The organism is Thermococcus sp. (assembly GCF_015521605.1).
Lineage (GTDB): Archaea > Methanobacteriota_B > Thermococci > Thermococcales > Thermococcaceae > Thermococcus.
Map to the genome: position 1 here is coordinate 1 of NZ_WANV01000041.1, position 17,019 is coordinate 17,019.

The 17,019-nt window shown below is 54.1% G+C and carries 17 protein-coding genes; 10 read left to right on the forward strand and 7 right to left on the reverse strand.

Annotation, left to right across the window (positions count from 1 at the left end):
- The coding region (locus tag F7C11_RS10710; protein WP_297093276.1) for a hypothetical protein at window positions 1–318 on the forward strand (318 nt) is incomplete at its 5' end.
- A 2-nt stretch (window positions 319–320) separates the two neighbouring features.
- Here the strand turns inward: F7C11_RS10710 and F7C11_RS10715 are convergent.
- A complete protein-coding gene (locus F7C11_RS10715; RefSeq protein WP_297093278.1) occupies window positions 321–737 on the reverse strand; it encodes a PPC domain-containing DNA-binding protein in 417 nt (138 codons plus the stop codon).
- Window positions 738–793: 56 nt separating this feature from the next.
- On the opposite strand from F7C11_RS10715, the gene F7C11_RS10720 reads away from it, so the two are divergent.
- A complete protein-coding gene (locus F7C11_RS10720; RefSeq protein WP_297093510.1) occupies window positions 794–1,366 on the forward strand; it encodes a hypothetical protein in 573 nt (190 codons plus the stop codon).
- A gap of 191 nt (window positions 1,367–1,557) precedes the next feature.
- On the opposite strand, the gene F7C11_RS10725 is transcribed toward F7C11_RS10720, so the two are convergent.
- The gene (locus tag F7C11_RS10725; protein ID WP_297093512.1) at window positions 1,558–2,016 is read right to left on the reverse strand and encodes a 6-carboxytetrahydropterin synthase; all 459 of its coding nucleotides are present in this window, start codon (window positions 2,014–2,016) and stop codon (window positions 1,558–1,560) included.
- A gap of 92 nt (window positions 2,017–2,108) precedes the next feature.
- Between F7C11_RS10725 and F7C11_RS10730 the strand changes: the two genes are divergently transcribed.
- The gene (locus F7C11_RS10730) at window positions 2,109–2,462 is read left to right on the forward strand and encodes a DUF134 domain-containing protein (protein WP_297093281.1); all 354 of its coding nucleotides are present in this window, start codon (window positions 2,109–2,111) and stop codon (window positions 2,460–2,462) included.
- 1,548 nt (window positions 2,463–4,010) lie between these two features.
- Here the strand turns inward: F7C11_RS10730 and purB are convergent.
- Complete coding sequence (gene purB, locus F7C11_RS10735; protein WP_297093282.1) at window positions 4,011–5,366, reverse strand: adenylosuccinate lyase; 1,356 nt, start codon at window positions 5,364–5,366, stop codon at window positions 4,011–4,013.
- A 190-nt stretch (window positions 5,367–5,556) separates the two neighbouring features.
- On the opposite strand from purB, the gene albA reads away from it, so the two are divergent.
- The 3 genes from albA (at window position 5,557) to F7C11_RS10750 (ending at window position 7,181) form a co-directional block, all read left to right on the forward strand.
- Window positions 5,557–5,832, forward strand: coding sequence for a DNA-binding protein Alba (albA, locus tag F7C11_RS10740; protein WP_012571890.1), 276 nt, complete (start codon window positions 5,557–5,559; stop codon window positions 5,830–5,832).
- 112 nt (window positions 5,833–5,944) lie between these two features.
- The gene (locus tag F7C11_RS10745) at window positions 5,945–6,601 is read left to right on the forward strand and encodes a transcriptional regulator (RefSeq protein ID WP_297093286.1); all 657 of its coding nucleotides are present in this window, start codon (window positions 5,945–5,947) and stop codon (window positions 6,599–6,601) included.
- Between the two features lie 49 nt (window positions 6,602–6,650).
- Window positions 6,651–7,181 (forward strand): cyclic nucleotide-binding/CBS domain-containing protein, encoded by a 531-nt coding sequence (locus tag F7C11_RS10750; protein WP_297093288.1) that lies wholly within the window; start codon window positions 6,651–6,653, stop codon window positions 7,179–7,181.
- Here F7C11_RS10750 and F7C11_RS10755 read toward each other — a convergent pair.
- Window positions 7,171–7,713: an NTPase gene (locus F7C11_RS10755; protein ID WP_297093514.1), complete on the reverse strand. Its 543-nt coding sequence runs from the start codon at window positions 7,711–7,713 to the stop codon at window positions 7,171–7,173. The genes F7C11_RS10750 and F7C11_RS10755 overlap by 11 nt on opposite strands.
- 55 nt (window positions 7,714–7,768) lie before the next feature.
- Between F7C11_RS10755 and mtnA the strand changes: the two genes are divergently transcribed.
- Window positions 7,769–8,839, forward strand: a complete 1,071-nt coding sequence (mtnA, locus tag F7C11_RS10760) for an S-methyl-5-thioribose-1-phosphate isomerase (protein ID WP_297093516.1) — start codon at window positions 7,769–7,771, stop codon at window positions 8,837–8,839.
- Here the strand turns inward: mtnA and F7C11_RS10765 are convergent.
- Window positions 8,791–9,081, reverse strand: a complete 291-nt coding sequence (locus F7C11_RS10765) for a hypothetical protein (RefSeq protein ID WP_297093290.1) — start codon at window positions 9,079–9,081, stop codon at window positions 8,791–8,793. The genes mtnA and F7C11_RS10765 overlap by 49 nt on opposite strands.
- A gap of 119 nt (window positions 9,082–9,200) precedes the next feature.
- Here F7C11_RS10765 and F7C11_RS10770 point away from each other — a divergent pair, with 119 nt between their 5' ends.
- Entirely contained in the window at window positions 9,201–10,337 is a 1,137-nt protein-coding gene (locus tag F7C11_RS10770) for an iron-containing alcohol dehydrogenase (protein WP_297093518.1), read from the forward strand.
- 27 nt (window positions 10,338–10,364) lie between these two features.
- On the opposite strand, the gene F7C11_RS10775 is transcribed toward F7C11_RS10770, so the two are convergent.
- Window positions 10,365–11,843 (reverse strand): MFS transporter, encoded by a 1,479-nt coding sequence (locus tag F7C11_RS10775; protein WP_297093292.1) that lies wholly within the window; start codon window positions 11,841–11,843, stop codon window positions 10,365–10,367.
- 85 nt (window positions 11,844–11,928) lie between these two features.
- Between F7C11_RS10775 and F7C11_RS10780 the strand changes: the two genes are divergently transcribed.
- Together F7C11_RS10780 and F7C11_RS10785 are read left to right on the forward strand one after the other, a co-directional pair.
- Window positions 11,929–14,715: a DEAD/DEAH box helicase gene (locus F7C11_RS10780; protein ID WP_297093293.1), complete on the forward strand. Its 2,787-nt coding sequence runs from the start codon at window positions 11,929–11,931 to the stop codon at window positions 14,713–14,715.
- Window positions 14,716–14,782: 67 nt separating this feature from the next.
- Window positions 14,783–15,835 carry an ATP-binding protein gene (locus F7C11_RS10785; protein ID WP_297093295.1) on the forward strand — a complete coding sequence of 351 codons (1,053 nt, stop codon included), beginning with the start codon at window positions 14,783–14,785 and terminating at the stop codon, window positions 15,833–15,835.
- 53 nt (window positions 15,836–15,888) lie between these two features.
- Here F7C11_RS10785 and F7C11_RS10790 read toward each other — a convergent pair whose 3' ends face one another.
- Window positions 15,889–16,944 (reverse strand): M20/M25/M40 family metallo-hydrolase, encoded by a 1,056-nt coding sequence (locus F7C11_RS10790; protein WP_297093297.1) that lies wholly within the window; start codon window positions 16,942–16,944, stop codon window positions 15,889–15,891.
- Window positions 16,945–17,019 lie beyond the last annotated feature (75 nt).

The following is a 17,019-nucleotide window of genomic DNA, read 5'->3' on the forward strand; positions in this document are numbered from 1 at the left end:
CTCCTGGGACTCTACCTGTTCCCCGAAGGTATCCCGCCCCTAAGACAACAGACGGGTGTGTGGATTCTGTACATTCTCCTCGGAGTACTCCTATATCTAGACATCAGTTCCCCACACGCAGAGTACTCGGATCGGCTTCCGATGGTTCCCTTGAGAGTATTCGCCCTTCTCGGGTTTGTGGTGGCGGTCGTTGCCCCGTTTATTCCCAGGTCAGTGCCTCTGGTTGTCACAACGTGGATACCCGGAGTTGCCCTTGGAATCTTAATCTTCTGCGGTGCCGTTTTCAGGATAGTAAAGAATAAGAGGAAAAGGGAGTGAATTCACTCGATGTCCCACAGTGCCAGCCCGTTCTCCTGCGGTTTCCTCTCAAGGATTTCCCCGAGGAGTTCCTGTATAAAGACCTCGGCCACGAAGACCTCACCCTCGATGAGGTGACCGCCGTAGAGCATGCCGTCGGAGTCCCCAAGGGCAACATGGATATGCGCGAACGGCTCACCGTCCTTTATGCTTATGTTGCCCAAAAGAGAGACCAGCTCATAGGTCCCCCTGAGCGAGATGACCTTGTACTCTCCCGCCTCCTCATCGAAGTAGCCTATCTTTGGATTCCTCAGGGTGCCTATCGCACTAACCGCCCCAATGAGGATGTTGTTTTTCTTTGCAAATCGGTTGATAAATTCAAGGAACTCTTCCCCCTCTGGAATCCGAAAGAGGAAATTCCGTCCCCTTGAAAACCTCACGATGCTCACCTCAAAGCTAATAAGCGCACCTCGATTTAACCGTTTGGGTGAGAGGAATGGACATCAGGGAAGCGATCATGAGCGTGTTCCCGGAGATACCCGAGCTGGAGAACGTTGACTTCTCCCAGTACTCCACGCCCTACGGGACAGTATTGGTTGCCTTTGGAGAGAGCGGGAGGGGCGGCCTCAGGGAGTTCGAGGAGTTCGTCGAGGCCAGCGGTGGAACGAAGGCAGACGTTGGAAAGTTCCTCATCTCGGTCTTCCAGTACCTGCTCATCAGGTACCGCCGCTTCAACGACGAGAGCGTTGAGGTTCCAACCTTCAAGCTGTTCCTGACGCTGAAAGGATGGCTCAACGAGAACGGCTTTGGAAACGACTACCTCAGGATTCTCCACTCCTTCGTCGGCTACCTTGTGAGCATAGCGGAGAGAATAGCCGAGAAGAGCGACTGCGAGATGGGAGCAGCCTACATGAAAACTGCATACTTCTTGGCCCTCGAGGCTGAGGAGACGTTCGAGGAGGAGTATTTCAAGGAACTCAAGAAAAAGACGGAGGAAATGCTGAAATCGCTCTACGAAAGGTGCGGCGTTGAGGGAGAGATACCTGAAAAGAGGGATAGAGGCTGCTAAGCCTTCCCCTTCTCGATCTGCTTCTTGAAGTACGCGTACATCGCATCGTACAGTAGAACTCACGCGGTCAACGTGGACGTGCTCACGGGTATCCACTTTATAACATCGCCTCAAGAGAAGTTGAGGATCATACTATTTTACGGGTTTTGACAGAAAGATTTAAGGAAAATTAGGAAGGCCTCTATCAAGGGTTACCTCTGGAGCGTTACCTCGGCGTAGCTCCTCGGGTCTTCCCATATCCTGACCCGGATTTTCTTCACATTGTTCCCTGCCTTTTCCGCTATCCTCTCTGCGAACCACTCCGCTATGTACTCAGCCGTAACGTTGGGCTTATCCAAGACTACGGCCTCACCAGCAGGCAGTTCCAGATGTTTTCCGTTCTTTTCAATAACAATAAGGCCTTCCCTCCTCTCCACAACCCACTTCTCACTCACGAGGATCCTGTGGTCGAGGAGCTTTATGAGCCTGCTGAGATGGTTGAAGTCGAATATCATGCCGTTCTCATTAACGTCGCCCCATATCTCGACGTCAACGTTGTACGTGTGGCCATGTATGCGGAGGCACTTGCTCTCGTAGGGGAGTGCAAGAAAGTGTGAGCTGTCAAAGTCCTTGTGCCAGCCTATCTTCCTCTCGGTCACATGAAAGCCCATGTCTCTCACCACTCAGGAGTCGGCGGGATGAGTTATAATCCTTACTGGACAGAAAGCCTATAAACCCCAAACATCAATGGATTTTGATAACCATGCCAATGGGTGCTCGTGGTCGGGGCCGCGGAAGGGGAAGACGAAGGAAGATGAGGATGATCGGGTTCGTTCCTGAGGTTAGGCATTTCTATCCCGCGTTGCCCCCGATAGGTCAGCCAAAACCACCGATTTTCATGACCTACGAGGAATTTGAGGCCCTTAGGCTGGTGGATCATGAGGGCCTGACCCAGGAGGAGGCTGGAAAGAGAATGGGGGTCTCTCGGGGCACCGTGTGGAGGGCGCTAAGCTCGGCCAGAAAAAAGGTTGCCCAGATGCTGGTCGAGGGGAGGGAGCTTATCATCCTGCCCCAGGGCAACGAGGTTCCCAAAGGGATGACAGAAGAAGAGGGATAATTGAGCCCTAATAGCTGGACCATACTCTGGCCGTGCTTCTTCACGTGATTAAAGCTGTTACAACACTCCGCTATTTTTAGGTCCCCCTAATTTTTGTGCAGGTTTCTGTCTCTCAAATTTTTGGGTGAATTGTGACTATTGACGGGCGATATTAGAATAATAAAAGTAAGAGTTAAAATAGCAACTTTAATAAAAAGTTAAAACTTGAATATTTTAGTTGTTATGTAAATATAACATTTAAATTCAAAACAAAAATACTGTCTAAAAAGGTAAAAAATTCAAAAAATTTACTATCGCAGAAAATTAATCATGCCAAAAAGCACCCAAAAGGCACACGGCTGGTGCTTGGAGTATGACATTATCACGAAAACTTTCATTAAGGCAGAATAATAATCATAGATCTCGACCGAACAGACAAAAGATGGGTTACAATCGAAAGTGGTCATCTGCCGTGAGGGTATAGGCATGCATGCTTACGCTAAAGACATCAGAAAGGCCCAAGAACCGGGGAACACGATTACTGAACCTCTGGACGACAGGGGGTATTTATACCGGTGCCATTCTGTTACACCGTTTGCAAGTCACAGTGGGGACAGGCAACCCACATGCGGCGTTCTAGGGCACTGCTATCCACAAGAAGGCGTGCCGAAATCACAGTTGGGAGAGACGGCCGTTTGAGGAAAGCCACCGTGATCTCTCCCCCAAGGGCAGGCAGCCACAGGGGATGATTACGCATCTTCATATTCGGGAATCCATTCTACCTGCGCGTGCCGTGGACGGCCCTTTAAATGTCCAGCTTGGTGCACCAAAATTAGATATAATGTGCATTATATCTAATTTACGTAGACATAAAAGTGCATTGAAAGGGCGGGCGGTGGGCTGGTGCTTTTGAGTAGATCGCAGAACCTGAGTCCACAACCAGCAGTCTGCAGGCACTATTCACAAGGAGCGGAGGTGGTATGGACCATTCACTGCCGCCGTTATTTAAGACGTACCGTGAATCTAACTGAAATTCAACCCCCGGCACTAGTCCCAGAAGACCTATCTGGGGCCCACTTGTGAGTGTGATATCAGCATACACACATAGCTTTGCCGGGGTAGAACCGTTGGAATTCCCACCGGCACGCGCCAACCCATTATAACCACCTTTAATCGTAATCCAATTTTGTGACATAGATGCCCGCTCTCACAACTCAAAATACCACATTCTGGAAAAGACCCAGTGGAGGCCAGGTGATCTAGGTCACTGCAGCCACAATCCCCCAACAATGTGTGCATTGTGCCATAATTACTGTACAGAATAGTTAAAAATCCAAAAATATTAACATTTTTAACAGTAATTTTAATGTCATCAATTTGCCAACTAATAAAAACGTCTTTAAATTGTGTTATATAAATTTGATAAAATATTTAAAAATTCCATTTTAAAAAATATTTTTGCAAGAACTTTTAAAAGTAAAAAATAACCGAAAAATTTGAGAGTGAATCTGCACATTGGGACAAGATATAAAAACAGGAGGAGACAACCGAGAAAAAGAATCTAAACCCTCAGACGCCTTCTCTCTGCTCTTTCTCCTCTATCCATGCGATTACGTTATCGACTATCCGCGGTGCCATGCCTACGTACTTCTCCGGCTTCAGGCTCTCAAAATCGCCATCACTCAGGAACTTTTTCACGTCTCCGTTTTCTCTGGCAAGGGTCATCAGGTCTCTGTTCTCTCTGAACGCCCGCATAGCAAGCCTCCTGACGAGTTCATGCGCCTCCTGTCTCCCCATTCCCCTTTCCGTCAGCTTCAGCATCAGCGGCTCGGCCATGATGAGGTTGTTGGTCATGTAGAGGTTCCTCTTAATGTTCTCCGGGAAGAACTCCAAACCGGCGAGAACCTTCTTAATGCTCTTGAGCATCTCGTCAAGGAGGACGAAACTCTCCGGAAGGATGACCCTCTCAACGGAGGAGTTTGTGAGGTCTCTCTCGTGCCAGAGGGGGTTGTTCAGCAGCGCGGGGATCACGTTCGAGTAGAGAACCCTCGCCAGACCGCTCACCTTTTCACTCCTGATGGGATTCCTCTTGTGCGGCATGGTCGAAGAGCCGACCTGTCTCCTCCCGAACGGCTCACTAATCTCAAGTATCTCCGTTCTCTGGAGGTTCCTTATCTCGAGAGCGATCTTGTCGAGGGTCGAGGCTATGAGCGCCAAAACCATCATAAGTTCCGCGTAGACGTCGCGCTGGATTATCTGGTTGCTTATCCTGGCAGGTTTCAGCCCGAGATCCTCCATAACGAGGCGCTGTATCTCGATGCCCTTATCGCCAAAGCTCGCCATCGTCCCAACTGCGCCGCTCATCTGACCAACCAGAATCCTTTCCTTCAGCTCCTCTATCCTGTCCAGGTGCCGCTGTATCTCATCGAGCCATATCGCAAACTTCATGCCGTAGGTCGTCGGGACCGCGTGCTGGCCGTGGGTCCTTCCTATACAGACGGTGTACTTGTGCTCTCTGGCGAGGTTCTTGAGGATTGAGCGTATCTCCTTGAGGTCGTCCTCGACTATGGCCAGGCTCTCCTTTATTAGAAGGGCGTTGGTGGTGTCTATTATATCGTTTGAAGTTGCTCCCAGATGGACGTACTTGCCGTGCTCGCCGCATACCTCGCTCAGGGCCTTGACGACCGCCATTATATCGTGGTGTATCTCGGCCTCTATCTCCTTGACGCGCTCCACTTTGACCCACTTAGTGTTGGCCCTCTCAGAGATTACCCTGGCGCTTTCTTCAGGGATGTTGCCGAGCTTTGCGTGTGCCCGGGCCAGGGCCGCCTCAACATCGAGAAGCTTTTGGAGTTTATTCTCCTCGTCCCAGATGCGCCTCATTTCCTCGCTTCCGTAGCGGTAATCAATGGGATGAACGGCCATATTATCACCAGGTCTATGGCAATTTTTAATCCTTAAAACCTTTCGCTTAACACGAATTTGCAGGAGCATGGATGAACATTCGATTAATCCATTAAAGCCACAGGATTGTCCAATAAACAGGGAAAATACCGAAAAGTATTTAACCAAAATCCCACGACAGGTTAACGACAAAATTCCGGAGGTGCCAAAGATGGCAGAGGAGCATGTCGTCTACATCGGAAAGAAGCCGGTTATGAACTACGTCCTCGCCGTGATAACCCAGTTCAACGAGGGCGCTAAGGAGGTCAGCGTTAAGGCTCGCGGTAGGGCTATCAGCAGGGCCGTTGACGTCGCCGAGATCGTCAGGAACAGGTTCCTCCCAGAGGTCAGGGTCAAGGAGATCAAGATCGGCACCGAGGAGCTCCCGACTGCCGACGGCAGGACCGCCAACACCTCGACCATCGAGATCATCCTGGAGAAGCCGTGAATTTAAGCTCCCTTTCCTTTTACTCTCACGCCCCTTCTGATGACTTCAAGCAAGCTTGAAGCTGTGAAAAGCTTTAATACGTCCCCGCCCTATTCTCCCCAGGTGGCACCGCTTGGACTACGAGACCATAGATATCCATGACGAAAGGGCGAAAGAACTTGCCCAGATCCTAATGAACGAAAAAGCGATAGCCATCCTTCACCTTCTGGAAGACCAGGCCCTTTCGATAAGCGAGATATCGCGCGAGCTGAATCTTCCGATTTCCACGGTATCGTATCACATCGACAAGATGCTCAAAGTCGGCCTCATCGAGGTAGCGGGGAAGAAGTACGGGAAGAGACTGCAGGAGGTCAAGCTTTACAGGGCATCCAACCGACCTATTCTCCTGATTCCAAGAAAAAGTGTCGCCAAGGTTAAGAAGAAGGCGGTTCTGGGTTTTGAGAGACTCCATGTCATCAGCCTCTCGATAGCGGGTCTAATCTCCGCCGGGGTGTACGCCGTATCGCGTAGCCTGCTGAGTCCAATGGGCAATACTGGGCCGGGTGTCCCCTACGAGGCAAACAACGTCACTATAATGTCGACGCCAGAGAAGGCCCTTGTGCCGATGGCGACCAACACGAGTACCGAGGCGGCGCTTCAGACGACAACATCTGTAACGTCGTCCACCGCTCCGGCCGCGGGTAGTTCAAGCCTTCCGGTAATCCTCGCCGTTGTGGCATTCGTCTTAACGTTTCTCCTCGCTTCGTACCTTCTGAGGCGCCGTGTTTGAAGAAAGCTTTTTAAGTTTCTCCCCCAACCCCCGTTGGCGAGGTGATAAAATGGCACCTAGGATAGCCGTGGGACAAGTGGTTAAGAGGAAGGCAGTTATCGTCAAGCCGGGCGACACCGTCCACAGAGTCGCCAGAATCCTCTCAAAGAACAAAGTGGGTAGTGCCGTTGTGGTTAAGGGTGACGAGATCGTTGGAATAATAACCGACCGCGATATACTCGACAAGGTCGTCGCGAAGGGGCGCGATCCGAAGACCGTTAAGGTCGAGGAGGTCATGACCAAGAACCCGATAACAATCGAGGACGACTACGAGGTCCAGGATGCCATCGACAAGATGATGGATAAGGGCATCAGAAGGCTCCTCGTTACCAGGCTCGGAAGGCCAATAGGCTTTGTCACCGCGGCGGATCTTCTCGCTGCGCTCAACACGTACAGCAGTGAAGCCGAGGAGGTAAGTGAGGAGACCGAGGTTTACGGCATCTGTGAGCTCTGCGGTCAGTACGGCCCACTCTACAAGGTCTACATCGAGGGCGGCGAGAAGTGGATATGTGAGAGCTGTAAGGACAGCCTCAACCTCTGACTCCCTTCAACTCTTTCATAACTTCATCGAGCACCTCAGCGAAGGTTCTGTTTCTGTTCTCGACGCTCAGCGTATAGAGCTTCCCAAGGGGGCGGAACTTATCGGCCATCCTCCTGTGGACAACTGCCAGAAGGGGCTTTTCTGATTTCAGGACTTTCCCGACTGCCCTTACGAACTCATCGCTCTTGTATTCCATCGGGCCGATTTCGTCTATAACCACAAGGTCTGCTTCAACCAGGGCGCGCTTTATCGCCGGAACGGCAACCCTCTCAATCTCATCGACGTGGACGACGTACTTCCCGAAGGGAACACCCGGCAGATGCGACGTTCCCCTGATGCTCGCCAGAGTGCCCTCCTCCCCTGTGTCGAGGGCGGTGATCCTGAACCCCACGCGCCTTCCGCCCCTGCGCACTTCTCTCGTGATCATTCCGCCAACCAGATAGCCCCAGCGGTCGGCCTCTTTAGCAACGCGCTCCACGAGCGTTGTCTTCCCAACTCCCGCAGGGCCGGTAACGAATATCCTCAGCGTCATTTCAACCACCGAAGGAGATTTAAGTTCCTTCCTTAAACCCTTTGGGGTGGTGGCTGTGGAGATAAGGTACAGACCTGAAGAACTCACGAGGCTCCCGAGGAGCGTGACCTATGAAACCGGAAAGGTCATCATGATCGATCAGACGCTCCTTCCGAGGGAGTTCAAAACCATAGAGCTGACGACCGTCGATGAGGTGGCCGAGGCAATAGTCACGATGAAGGTCCGCGGTGCGCCGGCTATCGGTGCCGCCGCCGCCTTCGGTCTCGCGCTCTACGCGGACACGACGAAGGCAAAAACCAAGGACGAGTTCATGGATGGATTTTACAGTGCCTATGACAGGCTGAAGAACACGAGGCCAACCGCTGTGAACCTATTCTGGGCTCTCAACAGGATCAAGAGGCTCGTTGAGGAGAACCTTGAGAGCCCTATGGGTGAGATAAAAAGGCTCATCGTCGCCGAGGCACAGAAGATAGCGGACGAGGACGTCGAAGCCAACCTAAGGATGGGGCACTATGGAGCTGAAGCCCTGCCCGAGGGGAACGTTCTCACTCACTGCAACGCGGGGAGCCTAGCGACCGTCCAGCTCGGAACGGTTGGGGCCGTCCTGAGGGTTATGAACAAGGACGGGACGCTCAAGCTCCTCTGGGTGGACGAGACGAGGCCGGTTCTTCAGGGCGCCAGGCTTTCCGCCTGGGAGTACCACTACGACGGCATTCCGCTCAGGCTCATATCCGACAACATGGCCGGCTTCGTGATGCAGCAGGGAATGGTGGATGCAATAATAGTCGGGGCGGACAGAATAGTGGCCAACGGCGACTTCGCCAACAAGATAGGCACCTATACTCTGGCGGTCCTTGCTAAAGAACACGGGATACCGTTCTTCACGGTGGCACCGCTCTCGACGATAGACATGAGCCTCAAGAGCGGGAAGGAGATACCCATCGAGGAAAGGAAGCCGGAGGAAGTTTTGACCTGCGGTGGTTGCAGGATTGCCCCCGATGTGGACGTTTACAACCCGGCCTTCGACGTTACACCGCACAGGTACCTGACAGGCATAATAACAGATAGGGGCGTCGTTTACCCGCCCTTCGAGAGGAATTTGAAGAGACTGTTCAAAATGGAGTGAGTCTTTCTTCTCTTTTCCTCGATGACCTCCTCGACGAAGACCCCTTTTATCTCCCCGATTTCTTCCTCTATGGCCGGCAGGAGGAGGCCGAGAAGCTCAAGGGGTTCCAGGCAGGAGCAGTCCGTCGAGTACTCAAAGGGCTCACCCGGGAGTTCGACCCTGAGGGAAATACCGTCCCCAGTCTTTAGAATCTCAAAGGGTGCGGTAAAGTTCTCGCCGACGACCTTGCCCCTTACCAGCATCGAATATTGGCTAAAAGGGCGAGAATTAAAGAGTTTCTCTACCGAAAGGTTTCGAACTTGAGGTTAACCCAGCCGAGAACGTTAAAAGCCCTCCCGCCCAACCTTCACCGGTGGTGGGGATGTTCTGGCTGAAGACGAGACTCATCGAGGGCGAGGGCTCCCTCGGAAGGCTCTCCAGGGAAGTAAGGGGGCACGAACGCGTTCTTATCTTAGCTTCCCGCTCGATGAAGAGGCACGGCTTCCTGAGCGAGGCCGAGGACTACGTGAAGGAGGCCGGCGCTGAGGTCTTCTCGATAGCGGGCCTTCCAGCGGAGCCGAGCGTTGAGGTCATAGAGGAGTTTCTGCCCAAGGTGAGGGAGTTCGAGCCCGACCTCCTGGTGGCCATGGGAGGGGGCAGTGTCATCGACACTACCAAGGCGTTGAAGGTCTTCTACGATGCCCCCTGGCTGAACTTTGAGGAGATAGCCTTCATAGACAGGTTTTCGAAGCCGAAGCCAGTTCCAAAGCTGAGGACAAGGCTAATAGCGATACCCTCGACGAGCGGTGCGGGGAGCGAGGTTTCGGGGGCGAGCGTGCTGAAGAAGGGCGGTGTCAAATACAACATAGTCACGCCGGAGATAGCGCCCGACGTGGCCATCCTCGATCCCCGGCTGCCAAGGACGATGCCCGCGGAAGTCGCGAGGAACTCGGGCCTTGACGTCCTGGTTCATGGAATAGAGGCCTACACAACCAAGGTCGCCAGCCCATTCAGCGACGCCATGGCGATTAAGGCGATAAAGACCGTTTACAGGTGGCTCCCGCTCTCGGTCAGGGGCGACGAGGAAGCAAGGGCGAGGGTTCACTACGCGGCGACGATGGCGGGGATAGCGTTCCTCAACGCGCGTCTCGGCCTCTGCCACGCGATGAGCCACAAGGCGGCGTGGATAGGGCCGCATGGACTTCTCAACGCGATATTCCTTCCCCACGTGATGGAGTTCAACGCCGAGAGGAGCGACTACGCGAGGAAGCGCTACGCGGAGATAGCCAGGGAGCTGGGCTTCCAGACGGCGAAGGACCTAATTGAAGTCGTTAAGGAACTCAACGAGATGCTCGGCGTTCCGAGGCTGAGCGAACTGGTCGATGAGGAAACCTTCGTCGAGAGGGTCGAGGAAATGGCCGAGAAGGCCTACCGCGACGGGCTGGTGTTCTTCAACCCCGTCGAACCGAAGCCCGAGGAAATAAGGGGGCTGTACCTGAGGGCATACCGGGGAGAATGAAGATATACAAAAGAGAAGGGTGGAGAATCAACCCACGGTTATTTCCCTTTCTCCCCCGTTCTCGACCTCGTGTATCTTTCCGCCCTTCATGACCTCCACGATGGCCAGGCTTAGCAGGGCGAGGAAGAGGTACACGAGGGCCGAAGTGCCGAAGAGCACCTCGTAGGCCTTCTCCGTCGGTATCTTGATGGGCACCGGAATCTGGGGGATGTGCACGAGTATGTAGTAGGTGCTCATGACGGTTCCCGCTATGGCCGGCCCCCAGGTCGAGCCGAAGTTCCTGAACAGGCTGTTGGCACCGGTCGCCACTCCCATGACCCTCGGCGGAACCGAGAACACCAGCACGTTGATGAAGGAGACGTTCATTAGTGTTATCCCGGCTCCGACGACCGTTATGAGGGCCACGAACTGGGGAAGGGAGAGCTGGGTGGCGTACTGGGAGAGCAGAGCCAGGCCTGCACTTGCTGTCAGTGCACCGGTTATGGCGAGGGGCTTCGCACCTACCCTGGGCATCAGCTTGCCGGCGAGGGGGGCTATGACCAGCATGACACCGGCCATCGGGGTCATGAGCAGGCCGCTTTCAAGTATAGTCTTGCCAAAGCCGTAGGGGGGCTTCATCTGGAAGATGTAGGTGTTTGCCTGGCTCATCATGGATATTCCGAAGGCCGCGAACATTATTCCTAGGTTCACTATGGCCGGGTTTCTGGATGATATTATGCCGAGCGGGATCAGCGGGTTGTCGGCCCTCTTCTCCCAGAGGTAGAGGGCAATGAGTCCAACGACGGAAACGCCAAAGAGAACGAGCGTCTGCTCCGCCCCCCAGCCGACGTTGGGTGCCCTTGTCACGGCGACGAGGGCTGGCACGACCGCCCAGACCAGGAAGAGCGCCCCCGGCCAGTCGAGCTTTCCGGGGTTCACGTAGCGGCTCTCGCGGAGAACCCTCCAGGCAAGGATGAACATGAGAACCGCGAAGGGTGCCGCCGAGTGGTACGTCCATCTCCACCCGTAGTTCTGGGTCACATAAGCCCCAAGGGGAAGCGCGATGACCATACCAACGCCAAACATGGCGCTTATCATTCCCTGAACCTGCGGCACCATCTCGGGCGGGAACTCCTCACGGACGAGGCTGAATGCCAGCGGGAATATCGCCATTCCGAGCCCCTGGATTCCGCGGGAAACGAGAAGCCAGTGAAAGCTCGGGGCAAAGCCGTTGAGGATGACGCCGAGCGTGTAGAAGCCGAGAGCGACCAGAAACATCCTCTTCTTGCCGTACATGTCCCCAAGCTTGCCGAATATGGCGGCGCTTACCGTCCCGACGAGGAGGTAAATCGTGAGAACCCAGCTGACGTCGTTGGGGTCTATTCCAAACTCCTTCTGTATCGTCGGCAGTGCCGGGGTGAGCATCGCCTCCGTGTACATCACGAGGAGCGGTAGGATGACCACTACCAGCATTGCCCTCTTGGCGTAGGCCATGTCGTAGGTTCCATTATCCCTGGCACCGTTCATATTCTATCACCGATGTATCGGACGATATATCGTTTATAAAATTAACGGAGGTTGTGCTTATAAACCACCCCGCTCATTTTTCATCATGCACCCTCTACTGAGAAAGGCCATCAGGGAGCGCTTCGGGAGGCTCAACGAGGTCCAGACGGGCGCGTTCCGCGAGGTTAGTTCGGGAAAGAGCGTCCTCATAATCGCCCCAACCGGCTCTGGAAAGACGGAAGCGGCCGTTCTGCCAGTCTTCAACGAAATCCTTGAGAACGATCTTAAACCCATTTCCGCCCTCTATATCGCCCCGCTCAAGGCCCTTAACAGGGATCTGCTTGAGAGACTGGAGTGGTGGGGTAAAAAACTTGGAATAAGCGTCGAGGTCAGGCACGGAGACACCTCGGCATACAGGAAGGCTAAACAGACGAAGAACCCACCCCAGATGCTCATAATAACCCCGGAAACCCTCGGCGTGATTTTGACGGTTAAATCACTCAGAAGGCACCTCGAAAACGTGAGGTTTGTCATCGTCGATGAGATAGCCGAGCTGGTGGACAACAAGCGCGGGGCGCAGCTTCTCCTTGGCCTTGAACGTTTGGCCGAGATCGCGGACTTCAGGAGGATAGGCATGACCGCTACCGTCGGCAACGAGGATGAAGTGCGGGAGTGGCTGAAGGCCGACGTCACAGTGAAGCCCAGCTGGAGGAAGAGCTACCGCTTCCACGTCCTCTACCCAGCGCCCGGCGAGAAGGACATGGAGCTGGCCAGAGAGCTGAGCCTCTCCCCCGAGATAGCGGCTCGCTTAAGGCTCCTCTGGGAGATAGTTGAAAAGCATGGAAGAGCCCTCATATTCACGAACACGAGACAGTTTGCCGAGATTCTGGCGCACAGGCTGAAGGCCTGGGGCAAGCCGGTCGGGGTCCACCACGGCTCGCTTTCAAGGGAGGCGCGCGTTAGAGCGGAGAGGGCCCTCAAGGAGGGCAAAATCAGGGCTCTAATCTGCACGTCCTCGATGGAGCTGGGCATAGACATAGGCGACGTCGACGTTGTGATTCAGTATATGAGCCCGAGGCAGGTGAACAGGCTCGTCCAGCGCGTTGGTCGGGCCAAGCACCGGATAGGAGAGGTGAGCGAGGGCTACGTCATAACTTCCAACGTCGAGGACTACCTCCAGAGCCTCGTGATAGCGAGACACGCCCTTGAGGGACGTTTCGAGGCGGTTGAACCCATCGGCGGCCTCGATGTTCTTGCGCACTTCATAGTCGGCCTGCTCATTGAGTACAAGAGACTGCCGCGCGAGAGGCCCTACGAGATAGCGAGGAGGGCCTACGTTTACAGAGAGCTGAGCTGGGAGGACTACCTCGACGTTCTTCGTGTCCTTGAAGAGGCCAGGTTAATCGGCTACGACGATGAGAAAAACCTCCTCTACCTGCGGAGGGGGGCGTTCCAGTACTACTACGAGAACCTCTCGACGATTCCGGACGAGGTTTCTTGGAGGGTCTTCGATGCCGGAGGCGGGCACATCATCGGGAGGCTTGACGAGAGGTTCGTGATGGATCTTGAGGAGGGCATGGACTTCGTGATGAACGGGCGGAGCTGGATAGTGCTTGAAATTGATGACGAGGCGAGACTCTTGAAGGTGCGTGAGAGCAGGAGCCTTGAGAGTGCCATTCCAAGCTGGGAGGGCGAGATGATTCCTGTCCCCTTCGGTGTTGCCATCGACGTCGGCAGGCTGAAGAGGGAGCTGGCCTTTGACTTCGAGAAGGCCAAGGGGCTTTTGGAGGGGGTCGTGTTCAGGGAGGATGAGCTGAGAAGAGCCTTCGAGGAGATAAAGAACGAGCCGTTCTCGACCGACAGGGACATTGTCGTCGAGAGCACGCCCAAGGCGCTCGTTATACACGCCGACTTTGGCAACAGGGCCAACGAAGCCATTGGAAGGCTTGTGCATTCGTTTTTAATCCTCCGTTACGGCAGGGTGTTCTCGGTCAGGGCGCAGGCGCATGCCGTTGTGTTTAAAACACCGTTCCAGCTGAACCCGGAGGAGGTAAAGGGCTACATCTACCAGGAGCCTGATAGCCTTGGGTTCATAGTCTCCCGCGCTCTGAGGGATTCACACGCCTACCGCTGGCGCATGCTGAACGTGGCGAAGCGCTTCGGGGCTTTGAGGAGGGACGCGAAGATAAGGCGCGTTGAGAGGCTCTTTGAAGGGACTGTCATTGAAAGGGAAACCCTCAACGAGCTCTACCACGACAAGGTGGACGTTCGCAAGGGGGAGCTGGTGCTGGAGATGCTCAGGAGGGGCACGATGAGGGTGAAGACTGCCCTTAGGAGTGAACCATCGTCGCTGGCAAGGCTCAACATGACGGTAACAGGCGAATTTCTGCTCTCCGGCGTCCTGGAGAGGGACGAGATACTGGAGCTGTTCAGGAACAGGCTTCTGGAGCACGAGGTCGTTTTAGTTTGTACAAACTGCGGCTGGCACTCGAAGACAAGGGTTTCCCGCCTGAGGCGCATCGAGGATAGAGAGTGCCCGCGCTGCGGCTCAAAGATGCTGGCAGTAGCTCATCCAATTGATGCGGAAGAGTTCCTGCCGGTGCTTGAGAAGGTTCGCCACGGAAAGCCGCTGGAGAGAAAGGAGGAGAGAACCTACAGGAAGCTGCTCAAGGCCGCCGATCTGGTTGATTCCTACGGCTTCGAGGCTGTTTTGGCGCTGGCGAGCTACGGAACGGGGCCGGACACGGCCGCGAGGATTCTAAGCCAGTATAAGGGGGAAGCACTCCTGGTGGCGCTCATGGAGCGCGAGAGGCAGTTCATAAGGACGAGAAGGTTTTGGGTGGAGAGGAAGAAGGGCGAGGAAGAAAACTCCGCGGGTAAAAGCACATCATGACTCATGACCATCCCAGAGCAACAATGCTTAAATATGTCGGTACCCCCCATACAGTATGGGGTGTCCTATGCTGTTTGGTAGGATCAAGAAATCAAAGCAGGAAATCTTCGATAGGGACTATGAGTTCAACCAGCTAATTAGAGCCCTAAATGACGGAGTCCCCCTGATCGTCCTCACCGGGATCAGAAGGGTTGGCAAAACCACGTTGGTAAAGGTTCTTCTCAACGAGGTCGATCTCCCCGGAGCCTACATCGATGTGAGAAAGCTGTGGGGTGTCCACAGGACCATATCCCCTGAAGTGCTCAAGAAGGAGATAGTTAGGGGGTTAGCCTCACGGAAAAGCTATGCGCCCGTGATGAAGCTCCTGAAGTCCTTAAAGGGCCTCAGGATAGCTGGGGTAGGGGTGGAGTTCAGGGAGATGGAATACGACCTGATAGACCTCTTGGATGACATAGAAAGCTCTGAGGAAAGGACGATCCTCGTCTTCGATGAGGCCCAGTACCTGAGGTATTCAAACTACGATTACACGGCTCTCCTTGCATCTCTAAATGACGGCTACGAGAACATAACCGTAATTTTAACGGGATCGGAAGTTCAGATACTCGAAGAATTCTTGGGGTTCAACGACAGGCACTCTCCCCTCTACAAAAGGGAGCACGAGATCATACACCTCGAGCGCTTCAGCAGGGGCGAAAGCCTTCTCTACCTGAGGAGAGGTTTTGAAGAGCTCGGGATGGAGGTTCCAGAGCGGGAGCTGGAAAGTGCAGTTGAGACACTTGACGGCATCGTTGGATGGCTTAGAGAATACGGGTGGATGAGGTACAGAGGGAAGGACCACACGACTGCAATTGGAGAGGTCTTCCAGAGGGCAAAAAGGGACATAATAGACGAGCTTTCGCGCTACTCACCAAGGTATCTCCGCATCGTGGCGGCCGTTGCTGAGGGCTACCGCTCATGGAGGGCAATAAAGGAATACATTGAGAGGATAGAGGGCAGGGAGATCAACAAGGGGACTCTCTACACTGAGGTAAAGAATCTCGTCCGCTATGGCTACTTGGAAAAGAGGGGAAACGAGTACCGGATAACAGACCCCGTCATAGAGAAGGCCCTCCGGTCCTGAGGGGCAAACCCCTCACCAGTTACTGGTGGGAGTCCCTCCCGATAAGGCTTCCATCACTCACCCTTCCCATAAATCTCGTTGAGGGCCTTTAGAAACTCGCTCGCGGTAACAACGTCCCTGACATCGATGTGTTCGTTTTTCGTGTGCGAGATGTCGAGGTTGCCGGGTCCGAAGACTATGGTTCTGGTGCCGTTGTACATGAAGTTTATGGCATCAGTCCAGCTCCTCATCCCGCCGAACTCGTCTATATCCGTGACCTCCATCGCCTTTTTGGCAAGCTGGACAATCTCCTCGTCGGGTTCAAGCTCGTAGCCGTCCCATATTTCCGTGTATTCATACCTGATGGTGTACTCCTCAAATATCGGCTCCATGAGGTCAAGTATGTCCTCAACCTCCTGGTCAGGCAGGAGCCTGGCCTCCACACGCCCCTTGCAGAGTGCCGGGATTAGGTAGTATGGGTTTTCACAGACCAGCTCCTGAAGGCCGATGTGGGCGTCGAAGTACTTGCCTTTAGCGTTGAAGGGTTCGAGCTTTTTGAACTCATCCAGCATCTTGAACGTCTGGTCTATCGCGTTTATTCCGCTCTCGGGACAGGCACCGTGGGCCTCTTTGCCGTCAACCTCGAAATAGGCCTCGATGTTGCCGGCGTGGGCGATGTGGACTTCCAAATCTGTTGGCTCCAGAACAACGGCCATCTTGGGCTTGTAGCGCTCCATGAAGAGGGCGCTGCCGTGTCCGCCGTGCTCCTCGTCGCTGACAAAGACTATACCGACGTTGAGGTCTTTTCCCTCCCTGCGCAGGTTCTCAAGCATAAGGAGTATGGCGGCAGCCCCTCCCTTAATGTCGCTCGCACCCGTTCCGTAGACTATGTTCCCCCTCACGAAGGGCTCGGCCCTCACTCCTATAGTGTCGACGTGAACCTCATAGAAAAGATCCGCATCCGGATTGACGACCAGGTCTATTATCTGGCCGTCGCTCTCGATGTGGACATCGTAGTCCAGCTTGTGGAGAAACTCCATGATGTGAAGCATTATCCGGTCTTCCTGGCCGGAAGGGGAGGGTATCTTCAAGAGCTGAAGGAGTATCTCCTTCGCGCGTTCGGTCTTCATTTGGGTCACCTAACTCTACTAAGTAGTGGAGCTTATAAATCCACCCTCTGGGTTTGACTGTTTCAATCAAACCTA